Genomic DNA, 21,896 nt, shown 5'->3' on the forward strand with positions numbered 1-21,896 from the left:
CCTCTTTATGTCCCTATTTATAACGGAGTTGCTGTATCTGGTTCGATTGTGCGGGTTAATCTTATTCTGAGCTTTTTCTTTTGATTTTGATAAGAGTTGATGGCCGCAAAGTCATTTACCTTGTTTTTTGGTGGAGTGGGTGACTCGGGCATTTCGTCAACTATTTCTAGTAACCCTTTTTGAATTGTCTCAATATCTTCTTCTGTAGCCAAATTTGAAAGTAGTTTGTCGATTTCTTTATTAGCATCAATTAATTTCTTTACAACATCTGATGCGAGTTGGTTCCCATTCGCTCCCGACTTTATAGTCTCAAGCATATTTATCGCTTTTTGGATAGAGCCAACAATTCCGACTCGGGCTTCGAGGCGAATTACACTTTGTTGCCTTGAGCCTGCGCTAAATACACCTTCAGAAATAATGTAATCGGTAACTCGTTTAGCGTCACTGTATATCAATTGTATACCTTCGCGAAAATCTTTGTAGTTGGATATGCCCTGGAGCAATAAGCTGATGGTTCCAAGAACAGTAACTCGAGCTATCAATGACCCATCTTCAAACTCTACTTCGATTGGAGCATCAGGTGACAAAAAGAAATCAACTCGACTTCGGGCAAAATCGATAATAGAAGACTTGAATTCTTCTAATCTAGTCGAGTCTCCAGCGACATCAGATTCAATATGAATATAAGCTTGGCTTAAGATATTCTTATTTATGTAATCAGCCAATGAAACCTCCTTGTGAAATTAATACACACCCTGAATAAATATAAACAATTGTTTTAACTGAATAACACTACCATACTTTTTTTGAAGTTAATTAAATAGTTTAAGTGGTATGTGAAAGTTTTTAATAACGCATAATTACCGTATTGATAGGCCAAAGTAAGTGCATGTGGCTTAAAAAGGCTCCAGCTCTCCATTCGAGTACTGCCAAAAATATTGGTTTTTTGACATGTCCCACATCAATTTTCGGCCAGCCTCACGTTTCTTCTGAGCTCGTATGCGCTGTCTAGCACTCGCTAAGTGGGCAATTTCACTCTGCGCGTTTTTATTACTCACAATTTGCTTAGCTGTCTTGTTGTTAACTTGTACGAGGACTTCGCGATTAGCCTCCAGTATACCATTGCATGCATCTTCAAGCTTTGTCCCTACCCATCTTGCAAACCGAATGGATAGCTCGCCATAGGGTTTCTCCTTGCCTGTAAATGCGTCCTTGTTGTGAGATGGCAAAGGCTTGATGGTTAATAGTTTTTTAGTGAGGAATATGTATCTGTAATCAGTTGGTTTAAACAGCGATTCGTTCATTTTGCAAGTCCAAAGTAAACCCACCAGTCTGATAGCCAGGTCATTCGAAGTTACATGTAAAGAGTCTAAATGATTAAGGTGCAAAGCCCATAGCTGCTCTCGCGTTAACTCACGTTTATGGCGGTATGGACTTACATGATAGTCCTTGGCTTTCAGAAGTTGGTACTCAAACCATTTTGTAAGCACTGTTAAGTCAGAATGCCGAGCCCAGCGCTCACCGGCCAAGTAGGGCATTCGAATAGCAAGGTCAGAGCGTAGGCTTGGCTGCTTCAACGTAGCGTGTCCATGGCGTTTGTAATGCGTTGCATGGCGTGCGCATAGTTTCGAACGCTGCACGCCGTTACGATCTATACTTGTGCTTCTGGAGCACCCTGAGACTTTACACAGGCTCATTGGTTAACTTCCTGACCATTAAAGCCAGAGATTCCATTAGGGGAGCTCACTTGAATGTCGTGAACCACATTAAATTTAAACATTGTGTAATATGCTTCCTGAATAATTTCAGACAATTCGTGACAATATCTCGTAGAAGTTATGTAACTGTCGTGCACTGGCAAGACTGGGATATCTGCTTCCAGACATTTCTTGAGGATTACTTCAGTTAGCTGGCTATCGGCATACTGAAGTTGCCCCCAGTAGCTATCGAAGAACTTGTGTTGAATAGCTGCGTGTTGACGCATAAAAGCTTGGACATATTGTTTGCTTTGCTCCGAATCTATGCGCCACTTATATGTGAGATTCCTAATGACAAGGCCTTCACTCTCGCTATTAATGAGCAACTGACACAGGTACTTGAAAATATGTCTGTGGCTTTCATCGTAACCGTCGACATAGTAACAATCCTCGGGACACTCTAAGCCCGACATGTTGTAAAGCAGTCTAGGGTGCAAGCATTTAATATCCAGCTCCACGCAGCATTCACCATTAACCGTCATTGTCATGCGCTCGTCTTTACGTAAGCCTTGAGCGGGACAGTAAAATCTACCTCCAGTCCGGAAGTTATTCCGGAAAACTCTCCGGCACTCTAAGTCGCTTTGGAGTAGTGTTCGCCTATGATTTGAGAATACTAAGTAACCACTTTCAAAGTCACATTCACTGTCGATGACAGGGGTATACTCCCAGTGCTGGGCTTGCCTGTGAGCGTTTGTGTCGAGCAAAGTCTGTCTAATGCTATGCGTGGTTTTATTTTCTTCATAATCCAACAGTTCTTTGCTATCTCCATTTAAGACAAGTACTTCACGATTAGCGGTGTTATGAACCAGTGATAAGCGTCCAGCATTTTCAGCCAGCCATACCTTGGCCTTATCAGTTACCAACCAAAGCGTTCTAAGTCCGTGTGTTGAGCGTTTTCCTTTAAATCCTTTATGAACCTTAAGAAAGCCTATGTCAGCTAGTCGCTTGAGCATGTCCACAAAGGTTTTATGTCCGAACTTAACTGCCTTATATCGGGCAATTGGCTCTGAAGATGTATTGCTTGCAGAATGCAGAAACCCATAACGAACTGATGGGTGATGATGTGTCGGTGACATAGCGATGTTAGCCAAGGCCGTTTGTAGCGTGGCGCGAGTGGTTTCACGGTTGCGATTTACTAGTTTGATACCCATCATCTCGATAAGTAAGTCAACTGGCTGACCAGATAGACCAATCTCCATTCTTGGCTCGAAGGTTTTTATAACTATGTCTTGCTGGTGGTGATAGTGGACATACTGTTGCGGTGCCTTGCGAAGACTGCTCGTCCACTGGTGGTTTATCTCTGCTCGTGCAGGAATAACGGATTGATGCATAAAACTTCTTGATTTCCTAAACTACTGGTATATGACTTAAGGGTGACACTGAGATGGCTCAGGCCAGCCGACGCGTCTACTATTAGGTTATTGATGAATAAATTAATTAGGTCACTACTCAAGAGATTCTACTGACTATAGAGTCTGTAAGTTTCTGTTAGTTAAACACTATTCATTGATGAATCACTTACGATATACAATCCAATGATTGAACATCTTAGTCAGTAGCGTACATATCCACTTGATACTCACGCCCATGGTCTCCTATGCGCTGGTGCACAGCTCCTTCTTCACTGTTTGTACTGTAGAAGGGGATATACTTAATTGACGGGCAATCTTTCGAATACTGACCCTTTCAGATAACAACGCGGCAATTCGCTCACGGTCAACGCTTTGTGGCCTGCCTTTGTATTTGCCTTGGCGCTTAGCTATCTCAATGCCTTCACGTTGACGCTCTAGCAACATAGCTCTCTCGAATTGATAAATGCCACCTAGCATTGTCAGCATCAAGTTTTGCATTGCATCAGCCTTGTCTGGAGTGAACGTGAAGTTCTCCTTATGGAATCGCAGAGTCACACCTTTACCTGTAATCGTATCTACGAGCTCAAGCAAGTCAGCAGTGTTTCGAGCCATACGAGATATGTCGTGCACATGAACAATATCGCCAGGTCGAAGAGCTTTGAGCATGCTCTGTAGTTCTGGACGATTCTTGTCCTTGCCTGAACATTTATCTGTGTAGGTTTGTTCGAGTGTCATGCCGTCCAGTTGACGCGCTGTGTTTTGGTCTAGTGTGCTTACTCGAATGTATCCAATTTCCATATTTGTGCTCCCGAATTTGTACCAGTTAAAGTCTTAAACGTTCATAATTTAACCGTGACAATTAATGAAACTGATTTATTTTGATACGAAATTAGCCAAAAAAGTGTACCAATCGACTGCTACATCATGGATATGCCCGACTGGTACAGTCAAACTCTGCCAATGTTAGTTGATTGCTATCAGACTCTTTGTATCGGTCATCAAGTCTGACTCTGGGATTCCCAACTTCTCGCAAATAACCGGTAAAGCGGTTTGCAATTTACGCATTCCAACTAGTAACTCATTCATATAAGTGTCGGGATGAATGGCTCCGGAAAATACGTTTGTGATTGACATTTCAGCGAGCTGACCTAATTCGTATAGAGGTGTGTGTACGAGGTGCATAACTTCTACCTGAAGTGGGACTCGATGGTTGTAAGCAGTCTTTTTGAGCACCCATAAATTCATTGAAAGTTGATGGAGAACTCTTGTCTTGTACAAATCGAAAGACGGGTATTTCAGGCTGTCGATATCCGTTTTGGCCAGTGCTACCTCGAAAAGGTAATCTTCAATGTCTTCTATTTCGGTTGGAAGTTGATAGTCAGTAAGCTTTTCTAGTGCATAAACAGTTTCTTGTATATTGACCTCGTAGAATTCATACACGTCGCAAAGACATTCAAATGCTGCAATAATCGTACTTGCGAGCTCATTGTTATCAATCGCGTGCTTGATATCGTCAAAAACTGACTCGTCCTCAATGATGGATTCTGTTTCAGTAGTAATTCCGACTAGGTCAAGCTCTTTCGGAAATGTATGAGGAATTTGTACCCCGGCCGCGTTTAGGTTACTTAAGACTTCGAATGTAAATTGAGCGACACCAAGTCCCATATCTAGTGGCGCAGGGTGAATGTCAGGCGCAACTGTATTTAATGTATGCTTAGTAAGATAGGATATTAAGTGACACCACTTGTCTGCCTGCTCTTTACTGCCTGTCAATTGGATTAATTCAGGACTTGCCTCTTTATCTAGTCCAATCAAATCCAAAATTTTAACTTCCATATCGCGTGAAATAGTTTCGCCACTTTTCCATTTAGAAATTTGAGCTTTCGACACACCCAGCAAATCAGCTAGTTTTGACTGGTTGCAGGAAAGGGTGCTCATCGCGAGTGTTATCAAAGATTTGGAATTCATATGCCCTCCTTTTGTTAACTAAAATATATTTTCTGTTTACTTAACTTTGGCAATCTTAGAGGAGTAAACTTGCGTGGTCAACAGTTAAGTAAAAATAATTGATAGTTAACTAAACTTTGTGCGCGAATGGAAAATTGGGAGCGCATAGGGTGCAGGGGGGATTTGAGGCCTTCACATTATCGATTTGGCCTCGTAAATTTTTACAGTAAAAGTATTTGGGGATTACTTATTTTTGGATTGTTTTAACGCATTGGAATGGCTGGACTTTACAGAATAAGTTTGTTCGTTTAACTGGATTTTTCGGTTCGCGGCGTCAATTAGGTTGATATCAAGTCTGTCCGCTAAGGTCGTCAGAAATATGAAAATGTCTGCTAACTCTTCTTCAACATTTGCTTGTTGTTCTGTTGTCAGATTGTCAGATTGCTCCTCTGTAAGCCACCGCATTATCTCAGCTAATTCACCACACTCGCTGCATAAAGCCAGAGATAGATTCTTAGGGGAGTGGAAATGCTCCCAGTTACGCGCTGAGTTAAACTCTTTAAGTGTTGCCTTTAGTTTCTCCATGTCATTCATGCTCAATCAACCTTTTCAATTGCTCCACTGTTAACCATTTTTTTGTGCGGTGAATCATTCTGTGGCAATTGGAACATAACAAAGTCAAATCGCTCGGCGATGTTTTTTCATTTTTTTTTCTTTCCGCAAGAGGGTTGTTATGGTGACATTCGATGAATCCTTCACCTAATTCACCGTAGACTTTTTGAAAGTCAAAACCACACGCTTCACAAAATAACTTACCGGCATCCGATGCTAATTTTTTCTTTTTAGCGATGAGCGTCTTATCTCTTTCTCTTAATAGGTGTAGTTTGTAAATTGGCTTACCCTCGAGGGCTTCTGATGCTAGTTCGGAGTCTTGAATAGGCAGATATTCACCATTAAAGTCAATAGCAGCATCTCCAATTGGGACAGCATCACCCTTGGTTAATATAGATTTGAGTAAGTTCTTAACCACCTCATCGCCTTGAAACTCGATTCCTACTGGAACATCCTTCATTGTCTGAATTTCTTCAAAGTCATATCTATATGGGTAGACGTCATCAGGCCAGATTGAGCTAGTGTTCTCGTAAAACCCCTTTGTAACTTTACACACTTTAACTTCACGAGCGAAACCGCCAAGCCTCGCATAATCGACTAACTTTATTCTTAGATTACCTTCTCTTTCGTTACCTTCTGGTGGAGTTAGGCGCTTTATATCGTGGAAAAAATAGACTGTATCTCCTTCCTGGATTTCTCGTAGTCGTGAAGATTTAAATATAGATTTCTGCCCCCAAATGCCATTGTCAAAACCGATCTTGTAATTGAGCTTTGCTTTCTGCCCAACGTATACGCACCATTCCATTTACGCTCTCCTTTTTGAGTATCCAATAAAACTAGAAACTAACTTTTAACTCTTGCTGAATATATCTCGGGCTCTAAATCGAATAATTGGTCTACTGGTCCATTCAGCTTATATACCTGCCAGTTTCCAGTCTTTGCGTTTCTGGAGTGAACCCGATAAATCCAATACTTCTTCCCTAAACCTTTGGAGGTTTCCACTTCATTCTTTGAAATGTAAAAGGCATTACTGGCACTGCCTTTTGTAGTCTTCACTTCTATATAAATTTCGTTCCCGGCATTGTCATACGACCTCACATCGTATCCTGCGTTGGGCTCTTTCAAGGCCACGTGTTCAATTTTATTCGATAAGTGGTTAAGCCCAAGCTTCTTTAAACGGTCTTGTTCATGGGCTATAACCAACTTTTCTCCAATGAGGCCTAGGTTTCTATTTGCTTCATCTTTTGCTGCCCAATCGACCACTTTTGATGTCTTGCCAGCCTTTACTGCTCTCGCTTTGTTACGTTTTGGTGGAGCAGTTTCTATTAAGTTGTTGCCAAGAAGGGAATAGTCATCACTCGGGACTTTATTAGTATCTTCAGGTGTCCATAGATAAAGTTGCTGAAGCTCAGGGGAGGGGGAAGGTACGTAATCATCCACACTGAAAATAACTTCCATGGGTTTGTTAGCTTGTTTAGCATCGAAAAAATACTGATTGCAAGTTAGCTCACCAACATAAATGAAAGGCTGGGTTTTACCTTTAACCTTGCTTTTAACTCTCGCGAAAAGTACCACAGGCTCACGGTTAATAATCATTTGCATGTGAGGCGTTATGGGCGTATTCGTGTTCTGTGATTCCCATTGAAACGACTTCCCATATAGTAGAAACTCATCTTTATACTTATGGTTCACTTCCTTGTCGTCTTTGTTCAGCGTTACGAACAATACTACACAATTACTGAAACGTGTGATGCCAGTGATTTCTCGGCTGTTTGCTGGTGGTGAAACACCTGCTAAAGGTAGCGCTTCCTCGCGCGTGTATGCAGTACCCACAGTTAAGTTCTGATAGGTAAATACTTCAGTAGCTCTCGCTGGCATCTTATTCTCCTTGTGCCTTACTGCGCGTTCAATTCCGTCCAATGATAAAGGTCTACAAGCCCGTAAAAACTGATAATCTGAATTTAAGATGATGATTAGGGTAAATCAATGGAATTCAAAACGCTATTGAAACTCAGAGCGGCGAATAATCGCTTGCCGGACAATTCTTTCTTTGCATACAAGGGGGTTGAAGTGTGGGATTTTGTTTCCGCACCTAAACCAGGTTTGTTACTACGCGATGATAGCTGTCTGCCTATTAACAAAGTTAATTTATCTGAATTCGAATTTTACTTCGACTCGTAACTAAGCGTGATAACTTGTGCGGGCTTGGTTGAAATTTGAACATCTTGAAAGTTTTCTCGATGTAAGTTCAATCCATCATTGGTATTTTAATTTTGAGTCTTCAGTTACTGGACCTCATCAATAAGTGCCTTTTCAACAGACATTGCCTCATTAATAAACTCGTTAAGGCTTTTGTCGATTAATAAATCCTTATTAAAGCATTCAGTCCCCCCACCTAAATAAGAACTTTCATTTAATATATGCATCATGTTTTTCGAGTGCTCGCGATATCGAGTAAGAACATAGTATTCGGTCATACAAGCTTGGTAGTTGGTTTTAGTGATACGATCTTCCCGAACTAACGTTAAGCCTTGCCTTGCCATTTCGAATGGATTGAATCTTACCTTATTCGGTTGTGTGAGACCGATTTTCCAGAATGTGCCTTCATCGATATGATGAAATTCATTAAAGTATAGGTCGCGTGGAGCATTCCATTGATGGGGATTTAGTAATAGGATTTTCCATGAGTGTGTTTCCTCCTTACAGCGACGACAACCTGAAGCAGAGTGACTCCCAAGAAAACTATTTGGGGTTATATAATAGAGTCCATGATGAATGCAATTCAGCGCTGCAGGAGTTTGGTTATTTAAGTAAATATAATCATCGTGCAATGTAATCCCTGGATAAGCCTCTACAGCCTCTTCAAATCTCAATTTTCCTTGTTTCATAGACTCCGCATTTCTGCGTGCTATTCCACAGAGCTGGCATCCATTGTTTCCTGATTTAAGGGTGCTCAAGAAATTACTAGGTTTAACGACAAATTCGCCGTGAACAGCGCAGGTAAGTTTTACGTTGCGTTTGTATCCACTGTAAACATAATCTTTGGAGAATTCGATTCCTTCCAGGCTTGCTATGAAAGTTTCAAATTCCTTCTTTGCGGTATCTTTACGGTGTTGCCCTTTACGGTCATTCCAGCAGCTTGGGCATCTTGTTCCTCGCTTGAAATTGTCGGGTGATGCTCGAAAAATCCCATGTTTCTTACAGATAAAGGTGACTGGAGACCGTGCATCAATATATTTATATTCTGAATGCAGGATAACATCAGGTGTATCGTTGACCTGCAGAATCAGTTCCTGTTCAGAAGCAGTCCTTTTTAATCTCCCACTTGTGGTGTTGCCACATTTTTTGCAGCCATTGTTTCCTTTTTTTCTAGCTTCATTAAATTTGTCACTGCAAGTAATAAACTCGCCATGAATAGCGCAAATTAAACTGACTCTGGTAGATGCATTTTCGTATTTAAAATGAGGTTCTTTGAGTCTTATACTTTCGGTATCGTTGATACGTTTTATGAAAAGCCTATAGCCTTCTTGTCGTTGTAACTCGTGAGTATATTCGTCGCCACATTTCTTGCAGCCGTTACGTAACGCTTTAATGAACGAAGTTGGAGCGACTGATACTTTGCCATGCTTAGCGCAAATCAGCGCAACTTGCTCCCTCGCGTTCTTGTATACGTAACTTTCATGAAATTGAAATCCTCGTTGTACTACTAGATTCTCGAATTTTCGCTGTGCTTCAAGCTTTCGTTTGCCCACTCCTTTCATATTCGCGTGTAGGGTTTTGAACTCGTCTTCGGAAAGCTGATGGACGGTAATGTCTTCAATTACTAATGGCATCTTATACTACGGCCAGAAAAACAAAAAAAGCGTTATAATACTGAACGAAATTATTGGTTCAGTGATTTTTGCTGTCGGTATTTAGTGTATTTCAAACTGGAATTTTAAAGCTCAATCGTTAAAGCGACAAGAAAAAGTGGCCTTTAAATCTACTGTGAGTCTAAAACTTAGTGAAGCCGTTTTAGTTAGGTAACCGTCATTGAAAGAGTCACATTTTGTCTTGTCACTGGTCTACTTATTTCCCCCACTAATAGTTAATTAGTTTTCGAGCTTGTTACTTTACTTATTTCATTCCATTAGGTTTACCACATCATTTATGCCCAAGTGTGTATACCTTTCAAGCATTTCTGTCGAACGATGTCCTGAAATAACTTTTAGCTGATTCACTGAAAGCCCTCTTCGGGCATACTTGGTGATGGCTGAGTGCCGCATAGAATGGAAGGATAAGCCTGATATATTGAGTCGTTTACAAGACCTCCTGAATGCCTTGGAAAGACTCTCCGCTGCTACATTGTAAACTAGCTGCTCTTTCCCACAAGTCCTCAGTCTCTCCTTTAGGACCTTTTCAGCATTGCTGTTTAAAGGTACATATCGTGAATAGCCATTCTTTGCTTCGGGGACATAAAGCCTATTCTGATTGAACTCAATATGGTGTTTCTGAATCTTTACGATTTCACCTCGCCGCATGGCTGTCTCATATGATAGTGCAGCAGCAGACGCGACAAGAGGAGGGAGGTCGGCAATTATCAATTCCAACTCCTGTTCTGTCACAACTCGGTCACGTGGCTGGCATTCAGGTGGATACTTAAAGTCCTTGAACGGAAATGGCCAATCTAACTCGAAGTGCTTAATGCCAAACTTAACAATGCGAGACAGCATCTGTAAGTCTAACCTCGCGGTACTGCTCTTTACTTCTTTGAGTCTTTGCCGTTTAAATGCTTCGATTTCTGGTAGGGTAGGAGGCGACTTAAAGTTTTTCTTCAAGCATCGCACACGGTAGCGCACAGAGTCGCCCATGTGTTCAAGATACTTGTCGCAGACCTCATGAAAGGATAATTCGCTGGAACCCATAAAGGCGAAACGTTCAGCTTCTTGTTGAGTCGGAAAGGTTTTAGAGATTCGCTTGCCTTGCTCACGAATCTGTACGTTCCAGTTACCTGATTTTAGTTGACGGATAGTTGCCATTTCGTTCACTCCAAAGTGCTTAAAAGTTAATGGAAGTGAAATTCTAGAGGCCTTGCCAGTATTGACTTTCGGAGGTGCGTGTAGAGGTGGCAGCGTTATCGCGCAGGTGGGCATGGGGTGTCAGGGGTCGGAGGTTCAAATCCTCTCACACCGACCAACTTCTCTCTTCTAAGTGACACCCACGCACTTAACCTTTAATAAACCCAATAATCGACTCTAAAACCAATTCAGCACTCTCAATCTGCGGATAATGCCCTACATCAGCAAGTTCAACTACGTCAGCATTGGGTATAAGTTTCCTATATCTTTCTACCATATGCGCACCAGAGATGGGGTCTGCCATGCCAGCGGTTAGTCGAACCGGCACGTCGGCATTTTGAAGTGCTCCTACCCAACGCTCTCTGTATTGCTTGCGTTGTTTCATATAGTCCAAAAGCAAGTGCATGTATTTGTGGCCATTGTTTTCAGTAATAAGCGCCCAAAAATCGTTAATGTCTTGGTCTGAAGGGGGTGTATTTGGGCCAAAGATATTGTGCATACTTTTTCGAATGGCGTTTTTGTTTAAAAAAGGAATGAGTAGCCCGCCAATAGGGGAAAGCAGCAGCTTTTGAATAGGTAATGCTTGATGGGTTTCAGGAAAAAGGCCGCCGTTGAGCAAATGCAGCGATTCCATACGAAACGCGAGGTTGCCGTCTAACTGTCGGGCCATTAACTCTTGCGCGACGGTATCACCGTAATCGTGAGACAGCACGTGAGCATGCGTAATTTGAAGGTGCTCCATTAAGGTTTCTATCACCGCGGCTTGTTCTTTTATTTTGTATTTTTGGGGCGCTTTGGTACTAAAACCAAACCCCAGCATATCGAGTGTTATGCAGTGAAATTTCTGAGTAAGTGCAGGCCATAATTTTACCCAATCAAAGCTTGCGGTAGGATATCCATGAATTAACAACAGCACAGGCCCTTCGCCTTGGGTAGTGTAGAAAATTTGCTGACCATTAACGTTTAGAAGTTTGCCTGAGCTACGCCATTGTGAAAGTTGCATCACGAGAAGCCTTATTATGTTTTTACACTCAGCTTGCCCATTGTGAAGCTTTAGGTCTGTCGTAAGCGCGACATTTAAACTATGTCGCGCTTGTTGCGTCAGTTTAAACCCAAACAAATGGGCGATAGGGCGGTAACTGCACTAACTCTCGACAGGTATACAAACCGTTACCGTGGTTCCTTCACCAGGCGACGATACTAAATCAATTTCGCCATTAAATTTTTGGCGAACAAGATTGTACAGTATATTTAGGCCCAAACCGGTGCCGCCTTTATCGCGAGCGGTTGTATAAAAGGGCTCAAACACCTTTTTATGAAATTCTTCAGGAATGCCTTTTCCGTTATCTTGAACGCTTACCACAACGCCCTTGTCGTTTTGGCTACAGCTTACGGCAACTTTATTTACCCCATTATTTACTGATGGGCCAAAAGCATGACGTTGCGCGTTCGATATCAAATTCGTAAGCAACTGGGCGATAATGCCAGGGCAGGTAGTGATAACTAAATCAGGTGTAACATCTATACTAAGCTCTATTTGCTCCTTGCGTAGCATGGGCTTTAATGGATTACAAACCCGCGGTATGTATTCATCCAGCGCGATTTCTTCAATTTCCAGCGATGTTTGGTCGGCAGAGGTTCGCTTAAAGTCTTGAACTAGGTTCGCGGCCCGCATCAGGCTTGTTTCAGCTAACGTTAACCCCTCAGTGCAAATCGCTTCAAAATCTTTAAAACCTTCTTCTGTTAGTTCACCATTTTCGAAATCTCGATAAATCTCTTTGAGTTCTTCTTTGCAGTTACTTACCGAGGTAAGCGCAATGCCTAACGGTGTATTAACTTCGTGTGCAATACCGGCAACAAGGTTACCCAGGGCAGCCATTTTTTCTGATTCAACAAGTTTTTCTTGCGCAGCTTCAAGTTCGGCAGTGCGATCTATGACTTTTTGCTCAAGATTCTGGTTAGCTTCTATAAGCTGTTGCTCATAGTCAGCCCGTTCGTTAGCGCTTACCGCTCGCCCGTAAAGATCGGCAAGCGAAGCCGCAAATACCATTTCATCGTCAAGCCATTCACGAGCCTTACCTTGGTGTTCACAGCAAATTATTCCTATCATCTTACCGCGGTGGCGAATAGGGACATCCAGCATAGAGCTTATGCCCAGAGGCGTAAGATATACTTCGGCAAATTCAAATGTCGCAACATCGGTGAGCGCGTCGTGAGCGGCGATTGTCCTACCTGAATCAAGCGCTTCAAAGTAATGCGGAAAATCCCTTCGAGTTAGCACTAAACTCTCGTTATCAAGATCATTGCCTTTGTCTATAAGCAATGTGCACTGCACTAGAGTTTGGTTTTCATCATATAACCAAATACCTGCTCGAGTAATTTCCAAGCCTTCACACACAGAGTTGATAATCAGTCTTGAGGCAACGTCTAATTCACCTTTATCAATGTCTGGGCTTTGGCTAACGCGTAGTAAAATTAACTCTAGGTTTTCTTTCATTCATCTTCGTCCGGTTCTGTGGCACGGATCTCAAGTATTCTATCGAAGTGCTCTAGCATTATATGGGTTATTAGCGGGTCGAATTGTTTTCCTGCGTTTTCTTCAAGGTAAGCTTTTACCTCATCAACGCTCCATGCAGGTTTGTAACACCGTTTAGAAAGCAGGGCGTCGACTACGTCAACAATCGCCATAATACGCCCTTCAACGGGGATGTTGTCTCCGGCAAGCCCGTCAGGGTAGCCTTTACCGTCCCATCTTTCATGGTGTGTTTTGGCGATGATTGCACCCATCTTGGCAACAATGCGATCAGAGCCGGCAAGCAGTTCATAACCTTTCTGAGCGTGAGTTTTCATAATTTCCCACTCTTCAGGGTCAAGCTTTCCTGGCTTGTGTAGAATAGATTCTGGTATGCTGATTTTACCCACGTCGTGGAGGGCTGCAGAGTAGCGAATGGTATCTATGAACTCTCTGCTCATGTGCAGCTTTTCTGCTAGAAACTCTGTCATTAATATAACGCGTCTAACGTGGCCGCCAGTTTCCTTACTACGCATCTCGATTGCGTCGCTTAGCACCATGATGAGTTCTTTCTGTGTTTTTTGTATATCTTCTTTTTGCGTGAGATTCTGAAAAATAACCGCTACATTGGATGCAAACATTTCCAGTGTTTTTCTTTGCATTGCATCTAAAGGTTGGTCTAGCTTTACATACAAAATATTATGACTGTCTTCACCTGTGGGGTAATAGCCGATAAATACTGTATCGCTTTGATAGTGCGATTTATTCGCCAGTACCTGTTTAACCTCTTCTTCAATGTCTTCTGGTATACGTGTTGAGATACCTGGTTCACATAAACCAACGAGGTCTCCGCTTGCCCCCAATACGGTCATACTCGTATCGCCATACAGATCGGTATGCTGGGTAGACAGGTATAACACAGAGTTGTTTAAATTGAGGAGGGTAAGCGTTTGTTTGAGTACCGCAGTACCGAATTGAGCTAGCGACTGGCTTGCCAGTACAGAGGAAGATGATTTTAATACATCTTCCATACCACGCTTACCTTGCTCTATGGTTTGTATATCACGATAAGAGCGAATAGCGGTATAAACGCATGACTTTAACTTTAATGAAGAAAGCTCCGTCTTGGCTTTATAGTCATTGATGTCATACCGTCTAATAACATCCTCTTCAGGCGCTTGCCCGGGCTGGCCTGTTCGCAGTATTAGTCGAGTAACGTGGTTTTGTAGTTCGTTGCGAATAGCATCTACCAGTTTCAATCCAGCGTCGTCGGTTTCCATCACTACGTCAACAAACGCAAGCGCAATATCAGGGTTAGCTTTGAATAGCGCTAAACCTTCTTCGCCACTATGGGCAGATAAAAACTCTACGCCACGCTTCTCAAAATTGAATTTGCGCAGTGTGAGTTTGGTAACCTCATGAACGCCTTCTTCATCATCAATAATGGCAATTTTCCACGGCGCTAAACGCGGGGTGTTTTGTTCAGTTTTAGACTTTTTGAATAACGACATACACAGTGCAGTGAACGATTAGATACCCTAAACGTAAGCCACAAAATTCAATCTCGCAAATTTGCGAGTTAAGTTTTGTTCTAAAGTTGAATGCCGTTGATTTATTAAGAAAAGTCGAATGCTGCAAATGTAAGCAAGAGGGGAGATACGTTAAAAATTCGTCATCTTTAATAACTAAATTACCCAGTTGGTACCTGCAATAGATACCAACCAGGTAAGAGTGTTAAACAATAACAAGCTAGTTTAACTATCTTCGATAGGGGTGTTCTCTGTAATGGGTACAGTGTTTACGTCAGTATCTAGGCTTTCAACCGCGTTGCGAACACCTGCTGCGTAGTCTGGATGAACCTTTTCTAACACAGCGTACCAGCGTTCTTTTACGCTATCAGAGCATGGGCCCATTGCGGCAGCGTAATTTTTGTACAGCCGTTCCTTTTGATCGTCTGAGAACATTTCGTACAGCTTGCGCGGCTGCACGTAATCGACATCAACATCATCTTGATGATATCTGTCGGCATCGCCATCAATACGAAGCGGCGGCTCTTTCACTGAAAAATCTGCCACTGGGCCTTCGTATTGATTAGGCTCGTAATAGGCATCTGGATTACCAAAGTCGTTGGTAAAGAAGCGCATCGAACCGTCTTTGTGATAGTGATTCACTTTACTGTTTTTTGGCGCATTAGCCGGTAGAGCCTCGTAGTGCGTGCCCAAGCGGTACCTGTGTGCATCAGCATATGAAAAAATACGGGCTTGAAGCATTTTGTCTGGGCTGAAACCAATACCAGGCACGACATTCGACGGGCTAAAAGCTGCGTTTTCAACCAACTGGAAGTAGTTTTCTGGGTTTCTGTTCATCTCCAGTTCGCCTACTTCAATAAGTGGGTAGTCATCGTGTGGCCAAACTTTAGTTAGGTCAAATGGGTTATAGCTTTGCTGGCCAGCTTCTTCTTCAGGCATAGCCTGAATATACATGGTCCATTTTGGGAAGTTACCTTCGTCTATAGCGTTGTACAACTCTTCTTGGTATTTTTCGCGCGTGCTACCAATGATTTTTTCAGATGTTTCATTAGTGTAGTTTTTGATGCCCTGTTGGGTTTTGAAGTGGAATTTCACCCAGTGACGTTTGCCGTCTTTATTCCACATGCTAAAGGTGTGGCTGCCATAACCATTCATGTGCATTGGCGATACAGGAATACCACGGTCTGACATTAAAATAGTGACTTGGTGTACACTTTCTGGTTGGCCAGCCCAAAAGTCAAACATGGCTTCTGGAGAACGCAGGTTAGTTTTAGGGTGACGTTTCTGCGTGCGAATGAAATCTGGGAACTTGTATCCGTCGCGGATAAAGAAGATAGGGGTGTTATTACCTACCATGTCCCAGTTACCTTGCTCTGTGTAAAACTTCAGGCTAAAGCCGCGTACATCACGTTCGGTATCAGCGGCACCAGATTCACCTGCTACAGTTGACCAGCGACTTAGGACTTCTGTTTGTTTACCGACTTCTGAGAACAAGTCGGCACATGTATAGTCGGTAATGTCATGTGTAACAGTAAATGTGCCTTGGGCACCCCAGCCTTTTGCATGGACTACGCGCTCTGGAATGCGTTCACGGTTCTGGTGGGCTAACTTTTCAATGAGCTGATAATCTTGTAAAAGGGCGGGGCCACGCTCTCCGGCCGTTTTAGTGGTTTCGTTACTTACTACAGGGGCGCCTGCCGACGTGGTTAATTGCGGTTTCTTAGCCATTATAAAACTCCTTTCATATGCTTTTTTTTAAAGCCAAACGTCCATAAACATCATGTGTGATTGACTCATGATATGCATTTGCTACGGGGGGCTTTGTGAAAGGGTTTACAAACTTCTATATATATCTATAAAAACAATCAATCTTAATAAGCATGCCTGCCTATTGAAGACATATCTTCTCGTGTTTACTCTAAATTAACAGTTCTAATAACCGCGTTTAAGGAAGTGTATGAATTTTGCGGAGTTTGCAGCATCAAGAAAAAGTGTTCGAGGGTTTACTAAGCAGCCGGTAACTAAGGAAACAGTAGACGCCATTATTAACGCAGCGAAGTGGGCGCCGTCTTCATACAACACGCAAACATGGAAAATACACGCAGTAACAGGCGACGTGTTAGACAAGATTCGCGAGGGCAACACCAAAAACACATTGGAGGGTAAGCCTCACGTTCGAGACTTTCCTTATAAAGAGGACTACGAGGGTATTCATCGTCAGCGTCAAATTGATGTAGCTATACAATTATTCGATGTAATGGGCATAGCCCGTGAAGACAAAGAAAAGCGTATGGATTGGATGATGCGAGGCTTTAGGCAATTTGATGCGCCGGTATCTCTTGTGCTTACTTACGACAAGTCTTTAGAGCCTGCGGGCATAACACAGTTTGGCTTGGGTTCTTTGGCCTACGGTATTGTTCTCGCAGCGTGGGATTTAGGTCTGGGTTGCGTTATCAATGGACAAGGTATTATGCAGTCTGAAGTAGTACATAAGCACGCTAATATTCCAGATGATGAAGCCATTATGATTTGTATTGCGCTAGGTTACCCAGACCCAGATTTCCCCGCAAACGATGTTCGCTCAACTCGTGCTGACAACGAAGAGTTTGTGACGTATCACGGGTTTTAAACAATGAATTTTTCAAATTGATGGTTTTTTAAACGGCTTTTTATTTTTAATGTAAGGCGCTAAGAACAGTGATTGAAGCAAAATGTGGCAAAGCCTTACAAAGCGTAAGATTGCGATGCGATAAGTGCTTCAATCTGTTTTTCGGGAACAGGTTTACTCCAATAGAAACCTTGTCCAACGTCACATCCCATTTCCTCTAATTTTCTGAGCGCTGCTTCATGTTCAATTCCTTCTGCAACAGTCACCATTCCCAAACTTTCCGCAATATTGATAATTGCTGAAACCAAGGGGGCATCGTTTTCGTCAAGACCTAATGTGTTAATAAAAATTCGGTCTATTTTAAGCTTGTTCGCATTGAATTTGCGAAGGTAATTTAAATTGGAGTAACCCGTACCAAAGTCGTCGATAGCAAATTGAACACCAAGATTTTTCATTTTTTCAAGCTGCTCAGGAATACTTCCGTATTCGTCAGCGAGAATTGATTCAGTAAGCTCAAGTTCTAAAAATTTGGGATTAAGTTGTGTTAAATCTAGCGCGCGCTTTACAATGCTGGGAAGGTTTCCGTCTTTAAACTGCGCGAATGATAAGTTAACGGCAACCGATATTTCACTGTGTCCATTGCGATGCAGTTTAGCGCAGAAAAGGCATGCTTGAATTAGCACCCATTCACCTAATGGGTTGATGAGCCCGCTACTTTCTGCCAATGGAATAAACTTATCGGGAAACACTAGTGACCCATCTTCTTGTGGCCAGCGCACTAATGCTTCAACCGAACAAATCTGGCCAGACTTTAAATCAATCAGGGGCTGGTAATACACTTCAAATTGGTTGGCAAGAACAGCAGGTCGTAGCCGCTGAATCAGCGAAAACTTTTCATCGCTTTCTTCGTCAAACTTCACATCGTAAAATTCAAAGCGGTTTCTACCATTTCGCTTGGCCTCATACATGGCTACATCTGCTTTTCTACAGAGCTGTTTGAACTTAGCCCCGTCATTTGGTGCTATTGCTACGCCAATTGAGGCTGAAACCACTATGTTAGTTTGAAATACTTCAAACTCAGAAGAGCACCACTCAATTAAACGCTCACACAAGGTTTCTATGTGCTTGCGGTCGGTAATATTTGCAGCAAGCACAATAAACTCGTCACCACCGAATCGAATAAGACATTCATCGTCAGAAAGCTTCTCATTTATTAATTGCGAAATATGCTGTAAGAAACGGTCTCCAGCGGAGTGACCCAACGCGTCATTTACAGGTTTGAAATTATCTAAGTCAATAAAAGCTAGTGCCAATTGCAATCCATTAGCTTCGCTTTGCGCTAGTTTTTCGTTAAATAAGCGTTCTCCCAAGAGCCTATTGGGTAAGTTTGTAAGTGGGTCATGATGGGCTAAATACTGGATATGCTCTCTATTTTTCTTAACCTTTGTGTATTCAAGTTGTAGAGATGTCATAAGCCGACGAATATCCTGCACAAGTATGAACACACAGAAACCTGTGATCACAAAAATGATCATAATAAAAGTTAAATGAGACCACGTTAGTTTAGGCGTATTGGGCGTAATGACGCCTTTCATAACGAGCCATGTAAGGAAAATACATTGCACTAATACGAGAGATAACACCGTGCCAAAGAGCCCAATGCCGCCGAGTAGAGCCGCAAAAATAATAATGGCTGGATATCCAAGCATCGCGATATCGAAAGTGCCTGCACCTGTTGCTGATAGGGCAAACAGCATAGACGACAGGGCGACTAAAAGTAGGTAACTGCTGGCGACAACAAAATGTTTGTAAGCGAGTATTGCCGCAGTGAACATTGCTGCTAACGCTACGAGCATTATATCGAAGGTGATGTCTCTAGCAGCGAATAATGAGATAAACAGCCCAAAGCATGTCATTGTACTTATTTGAGTAACGCGATGCCTTCTAATTGTTATCAGGTCATCTGTGTCTAAAGATGGGGAAAGTATTTTGCCAGCCTTCATTCGCTAAGTTTTTGAAGTAAGTGAATGTCAACTTTAAACTTAACCTTATAAAAAGCAAGTGTATATAAGTCTATGTATTACGCCGTAAATTAAAGCGAATAATGTATGGAGTTAAAGAAAGACAGTAAAACGTTCTGTTTTACTGCCTGAATTAAGCGCTATCTCTCGTCAGACGGCGCGTAGCGCTCCAACCAGTGTGCGTAAGGCGCAGGCATAACCCATGATGGTTTTTCAACGCCTAACTGTTTTGCTGCAAAGTAGGTCCAATGTGGGTTGGTAAGGTGCATTCTGCCTACCATCACAACGTCAAGCTGTTGGTTTTCGATAGTCTCGTTAGCTAGCTCTGGTGTGTCTACACCCCAAGCCGTTGCAACAGGGATATCAGCTTCGTCTCGTACGCGTTTTGCAACAGGCGCTAAGAAAGCTGGGCCCCACGGAATATTGGCCTCAGGGGTATTGAAGCCCACGCTAACACTTACAAAATCAGCACCAATTTCTTTAAACTGTTTAATGAGTTCGATAGATTCGCTTAGTGTTTGCTCGTCTTCACCATCGTATTCGATAACGCCAAAACGCACTGTTAGCGGTAGGTTTTCTGGCCAAACTTCACGCACTGCGCTTAGTGTTTCAAGCAAGAAGCGTCCGCGACCTTGTGCGTCACCGCCGTATTCATCTGTACGCTTGTTCGCGTGTTTCGAGAAAAAGCTTTGAGCTAAATAACCGTGAGCAAAGTGAAGTTCTAGCCACTCATACCCAGCTTCAAGTGCACGCTCGGCGCCTTTAACAAAGTCGGCCTTAACGCGTTCAATGTCGGCTTTAGTCATTTCGGTAGGTGTTACCGGCAGGTGCGCGCCAAACGCTTCTGCAGAAGGAGCAATAGGCTGCCAACCATTTTCTTTACTTGACTGTATGTGATCGTCGCCTTCCCAAGGACGGTTAGCGCTAGCTTTTCGTCCTGCATGAGCAATTTGAATACCTGCAACCGCGCCGTGACTTTTGATGCGCTCTGCGATGTTTTTAAGGCCACTAACGTGATCGTCTTTCCAAATGCCTAAGCAATTTGGCGTAATACGACCTTCCGGAGAAACCGCTGTAGCTTCAACGATTACAAGCCCTGCGCCACCACGGGCGAACGACTGATAGTTTGCTTCATGCCATTGGTTGGTAAAGCCGTCTTCTGCCGAATATTGGCACATAGGAGGTACAGCAATACGATTGCGAAGCGTGACGTCTTTTAGCGAAAACTGTTCAAATAGTGCAGTCATATTTCTCTCTAAATAGGATAAGAATAAAAAGTACCCAGACTATGCTGGGTACTTAAATGTATAAAAAACATATGCGCGTTGCGTCATATGCAACCAGGCTTATGCTGCGAGGGTTAAAATTTCGCGGGCTTTTGCCAGGTCGATATCGCCATGCTCACCAAGCGCTGTTAATCCGTTGCGCTCTAAGTTGTCGATAAGCCCATCAATTGCAGACTTTTCAATGTCGTAGTCTGATAGGCGGGTTTTTACCTGCATGGTTTCGAAAAAGTCTTGTACAGCCTTAATGGTCAAGTCGATGGCTTTTTCTTTGTCATCTTCTTGAATACCGAAGACGCGCTCGCCTAGCTGCAGTATTTTTTCCTGCTTCTTGTCGCGCTGCACGAATATAAGCGAAGGCAACACAATAGCTAACGTTGCGGCGTGATCTAAACCGTGTAAGGCCGTTAGTTCGTGGCCAATCATGTGAGTACCCCAGTCTTGTGGTACGCCTTTTCCAATAAGGCCATTAAGTGCCATAGTTGCTGACCACATCACATTTGCACGTACGTCGTAGTCTTCAGGTGTTGCTAGGGCCTTTGGACCTTCTTGGATTAAGGTTTGTAAAATACCTTCTGCAAAACGGTCTTGAAGCGGCGCATTCACTGGGTAAGTTAGGTACTGCTCGATTACGTGAACAAATGCATCAACTACACCGTTAGAAACTTGGCGAGGCGGTAGTGAATATGTGAATTCCGGGTCAAGTACAGCAAATACTGGCTGTACCGTTTCCGATGAAAACGCGCGCTTCTGTGAAGTTTCCTTTCTGTTTACTACCGAGTTGCCGTTACTCTCAGAGCCTGTTGCAGGCAGTGTAAGCACTGCGCCAATAGGTAGTGGATTTTCGAAAGATGCACCCTTGATTAATATATCCCATGGGTCTCCTTCAAAGTTTACTGCCGCTGCCACAAATTTTGCGCCGTCGATAACACTTCCGCCGCCTACAGCAAGAATGAAGTTAACGTCATTTTCACGGGCCACATTCACCGCTTTCATCAATGTTTCGAATTCTGGGTTTGGTTCGACGCCTTGAAATTCAATAACGTCAGCGCCTTCCAGCGCGGCATTTACTTTATCGTAAATACCATTTTTCTTAATTGAGCCGCCACCATACAGGAAGAGGACTTTTGCTTGTTCCGGCAAACGTGAAGACACTTCACTTAGTTGACCTTTGCCGAACAAAATTTCGGTTTGATTTTTAAATGTAAAATTAAGCAT

At 42.8% G+C, this 21,896-nt stretch carries 18 protein-coding genes; 1 reads left to right on the forward strand and 17 read right to left on the reverse strand.

Annotation, left to right across the window (positions count from 1 at the left end):
• Window positions 1–17: 17 nt before the first annotated feature.
• From ACYX4N_RS09385 to ACYX4N_RS09450, 14 genes are all read right to left on the reverse strand, one after another.
• A complete protein-coding gene (locus tag ACYX4N_RS09385; protein ID WP_476056367.1) occupies window positions 18–725 on the reverse strand; it encodes a hypothetical protein in 708 nt (235 codons plus the stop codon).
• Window positions 726–896: 171 nt separating this feature from the next.
• Window positions 897–1,697 carry a hypothetical protein gene (locus tag ACYX4N_RS09390; RefSeq protein WP_476056368.1) on the reverse strand — a complete coding sequence of 267 codons (801 nt, stop codon included), beginning with the start codon at window positions 1,695–1,697 and terminating at the stop codon, window positions 897–899.
• Window positions 1,694–3,088 (reverse strand): hypothetical protein, encoded by a 1,395-nt coding sequence (locus ACYX4N_RS09395; RefSeq protein WP_476056369.1) that lies wholly within the window; start codon window positions 3,086–3,088, stop codon window positions 1,694–1,696. The genes ACYX4N_RS09390 and ACYX4N_RS09395 overlap by 4 nt, the downstream gene beginning before the upstream one ends.
• Window positions 3,089–3,352: 264 nt before the next feature.
• Window positions 3,353–3,907 carry a recombinase family protein gene (locus ACYX4N_RS09400; RefSeq protein WP_476056370.1) on the reverse strand — a complete coding sequence of 185 codons (555 nt, stop codon included), beginning with the start codon at window positions 3,905–3,907 and terminating at the stop codon, window positions 3,353–3,355.
• 165 nt (window positions 3,908–4,072) lie between these two features.
• Window positions 4,073–5,077 carry a helix-turn-helix domain-containing protein gene (locus ACYX4N_RS09405; protein ID WP_476056371.1) on the reverse strand — a complete coding sequence of 335 codons (1,005 nt, stop codon included), beginning with the start codon at window positions 5,075–5,077 and terminating at the stop codon, window positions 4,073–4,075.
• 222 nt (window positions 5,078–5,299) lie between these two features.
• Window positions 5,300–5,650, reverse strand: a complete 351-nt coding sequence (locus ACYX4N_RS09410) for a nucleotide pyrophosphohydrolase (protein WP_476056372.1) — start codon at window positions 5,648–5,650, stop codon at window positions 5,300–5,302.
• Complete coding sequence (locus tag ACYX4N_RS09415; RefSeq protein ID WP_476056373.1) at window positions 5,643–6,473, reverse strand: HNH endonuclease; 831 nt, start codon at window positions 6,471–6,473, stop codon at window positions 5,643–5,645. Before ACYX4N_RS09415 ends, ACYX4N_RS09410 begins: the two co-directional genes overlap by 8 nt.
• Window positions 6,474–6,511: 38 nt before the next feature.
• Window positions 6,512–7,546 (reverse strand): DUF3427 domain-containing protein, encoded by a 1,035-nt coding sequence (locus tag ACYX4N_RS09420; protein ID WP_476056374.1) that lies wholly within the window; start codon window positions 7,544–7,546, stop codon window positions 6,512–6,514.
• Window positions 7,547–7,953: 407 nt separating this feature from the next.
• Window positions 7,954–9,501, reverse strand: a complete 1,548-nt coding sequence (locus tag ACYX4N_RS09425) for a hypothetical protein (RefSeq protein ID WP_476056375.1) — start codon at window positions 9,499–9,501, stop codon at window positions 7,954–7,956.
• Window positions 9,502–9,789: 288 nt separating this feature from the next.
• On the reverse strand, window positions 9,790–10,686 hold the full coding sequence (locus ACYX4N_RS09430) for a site-specific integrase (protein WP_476056376.1): 897 nt from the start codon (window positions 10,684–10,686) through the stop codon (window positions 9,790–9,792).
• Window positions 10,687–10,873: 187 nt separating this feature from the next.
• The gene (locus ACYX4N_RS09435) at window positions 10,874–11,728 is read right to left on the reverse strand and encodes an alpha/beta fold hydrolase (RefSeq protein ID WP_476056434.1); all 855 of its coding nucleotides are present in this window, start codon (window positions 11,726–11,728) and stop codon (window positions 10,874–10,876) included.
• A gap of 141 nt (window positions 11,729–11,869) precedes the next feature.
• Window positions 11,870–13,222, reverse strand: a complete 1,353-nt coding sequence (locus tag ACYX4N_RS09440; RefSeq protein ID WP_476056377.1) for a sensor histidine kinase — start codon at window positions 13,220–13,222, stop codon at window positions 11,870–11,872.
• Entirely contained in the window at window positions 13,219–14,748 is a 1,530-nt protein-coding gene (locus tag ACYX4N_RS09445) for a DUF3369 domain-containing protein (RefSeq protein WP_476056378.1), read from the reverse strand. The genes ACYX4N_RS09440 and ACYX4N_RS09445 overlap by 4 nt, the downstream gene beginning before the upstream one ends.
• A gap of 243 nt (window positions 14,749–14,991) precedes the next feature.
• Window positions 14,992–16,494, reverse strand: coding sequence for a catalase (locus ACYX4N_RS09450; protein WP_476056379.1), 1,503 nt, complete (start codon window positions 16,492–16,494; stop codon window positions 14,992–14,994).
• A gap of 229 nt (window positions 16,495–16,723) precedes the next feature.
• Between ACYX4N_RS09450 and ACYX4N_RS09455 the strand changes: the two genes are divergently transcribed.
• Entirely contained in the window at window positions 16,724–17,395 is a 672-nt protein-coding gene (locus ACYX4N_RS09455; protein ID WP_476056380.1) for a nitroreductase, read from the forward strand.
• Window positions 17,396–17,490: 95 nt separating this feature from the next.
• On the opposite strand, the gene ACYX4N_RS09460 is transcribed toward ACYX4N_RS09455, so the two are convergent.
• The 3 genes from ACYX4N_RS09460 to ACYX4N_RS09470 form a co-directional block, all read right to left on the reverse strand.
• Entirely contained in the window at window positions 17,491–19,377 is a 1,887-nt protein-coding gene (locus tag ACYX4N_RS09460) for a putative bifunctional diguanylate cyclase/phosphodiesterase (RefSeq protein ID WP_476056381.1), read from the reverse strand.
• Between the two features lie 158 nt (window positions 19,378–19,535).
• Window positions 19,536–20,642, reverse strand: a complete 1,107-nt coding sequence (locus tag ACYX4N_RS09465) for an NADH:flavin oxidoreductase/NADH oxidase (protein ID WP_476056382.1) — start codon at window positions 20,640–20,642, stop codon at window positions 19,536–19,538.
• A 99-nt stretch (window positions 20,643–20,741) separates the two neighbouring features.
• The gene (locus tag ACYX4N_RS09470; protein ID WP_476056383.1) at window positions 20,742–21,896 is read right to left on the reverse strand and encodes an iron-containing alcohol dehydrogenase; all 1,155 of its coding nucleotides are present in this window, start codon (window positions 21,894–21,896) and stop codon (window positions 20,742–20,744) included.

The sequence above is a fragment of the Alteromonas sp. ABH4_452 genome, from assembly GCF_056311825.1.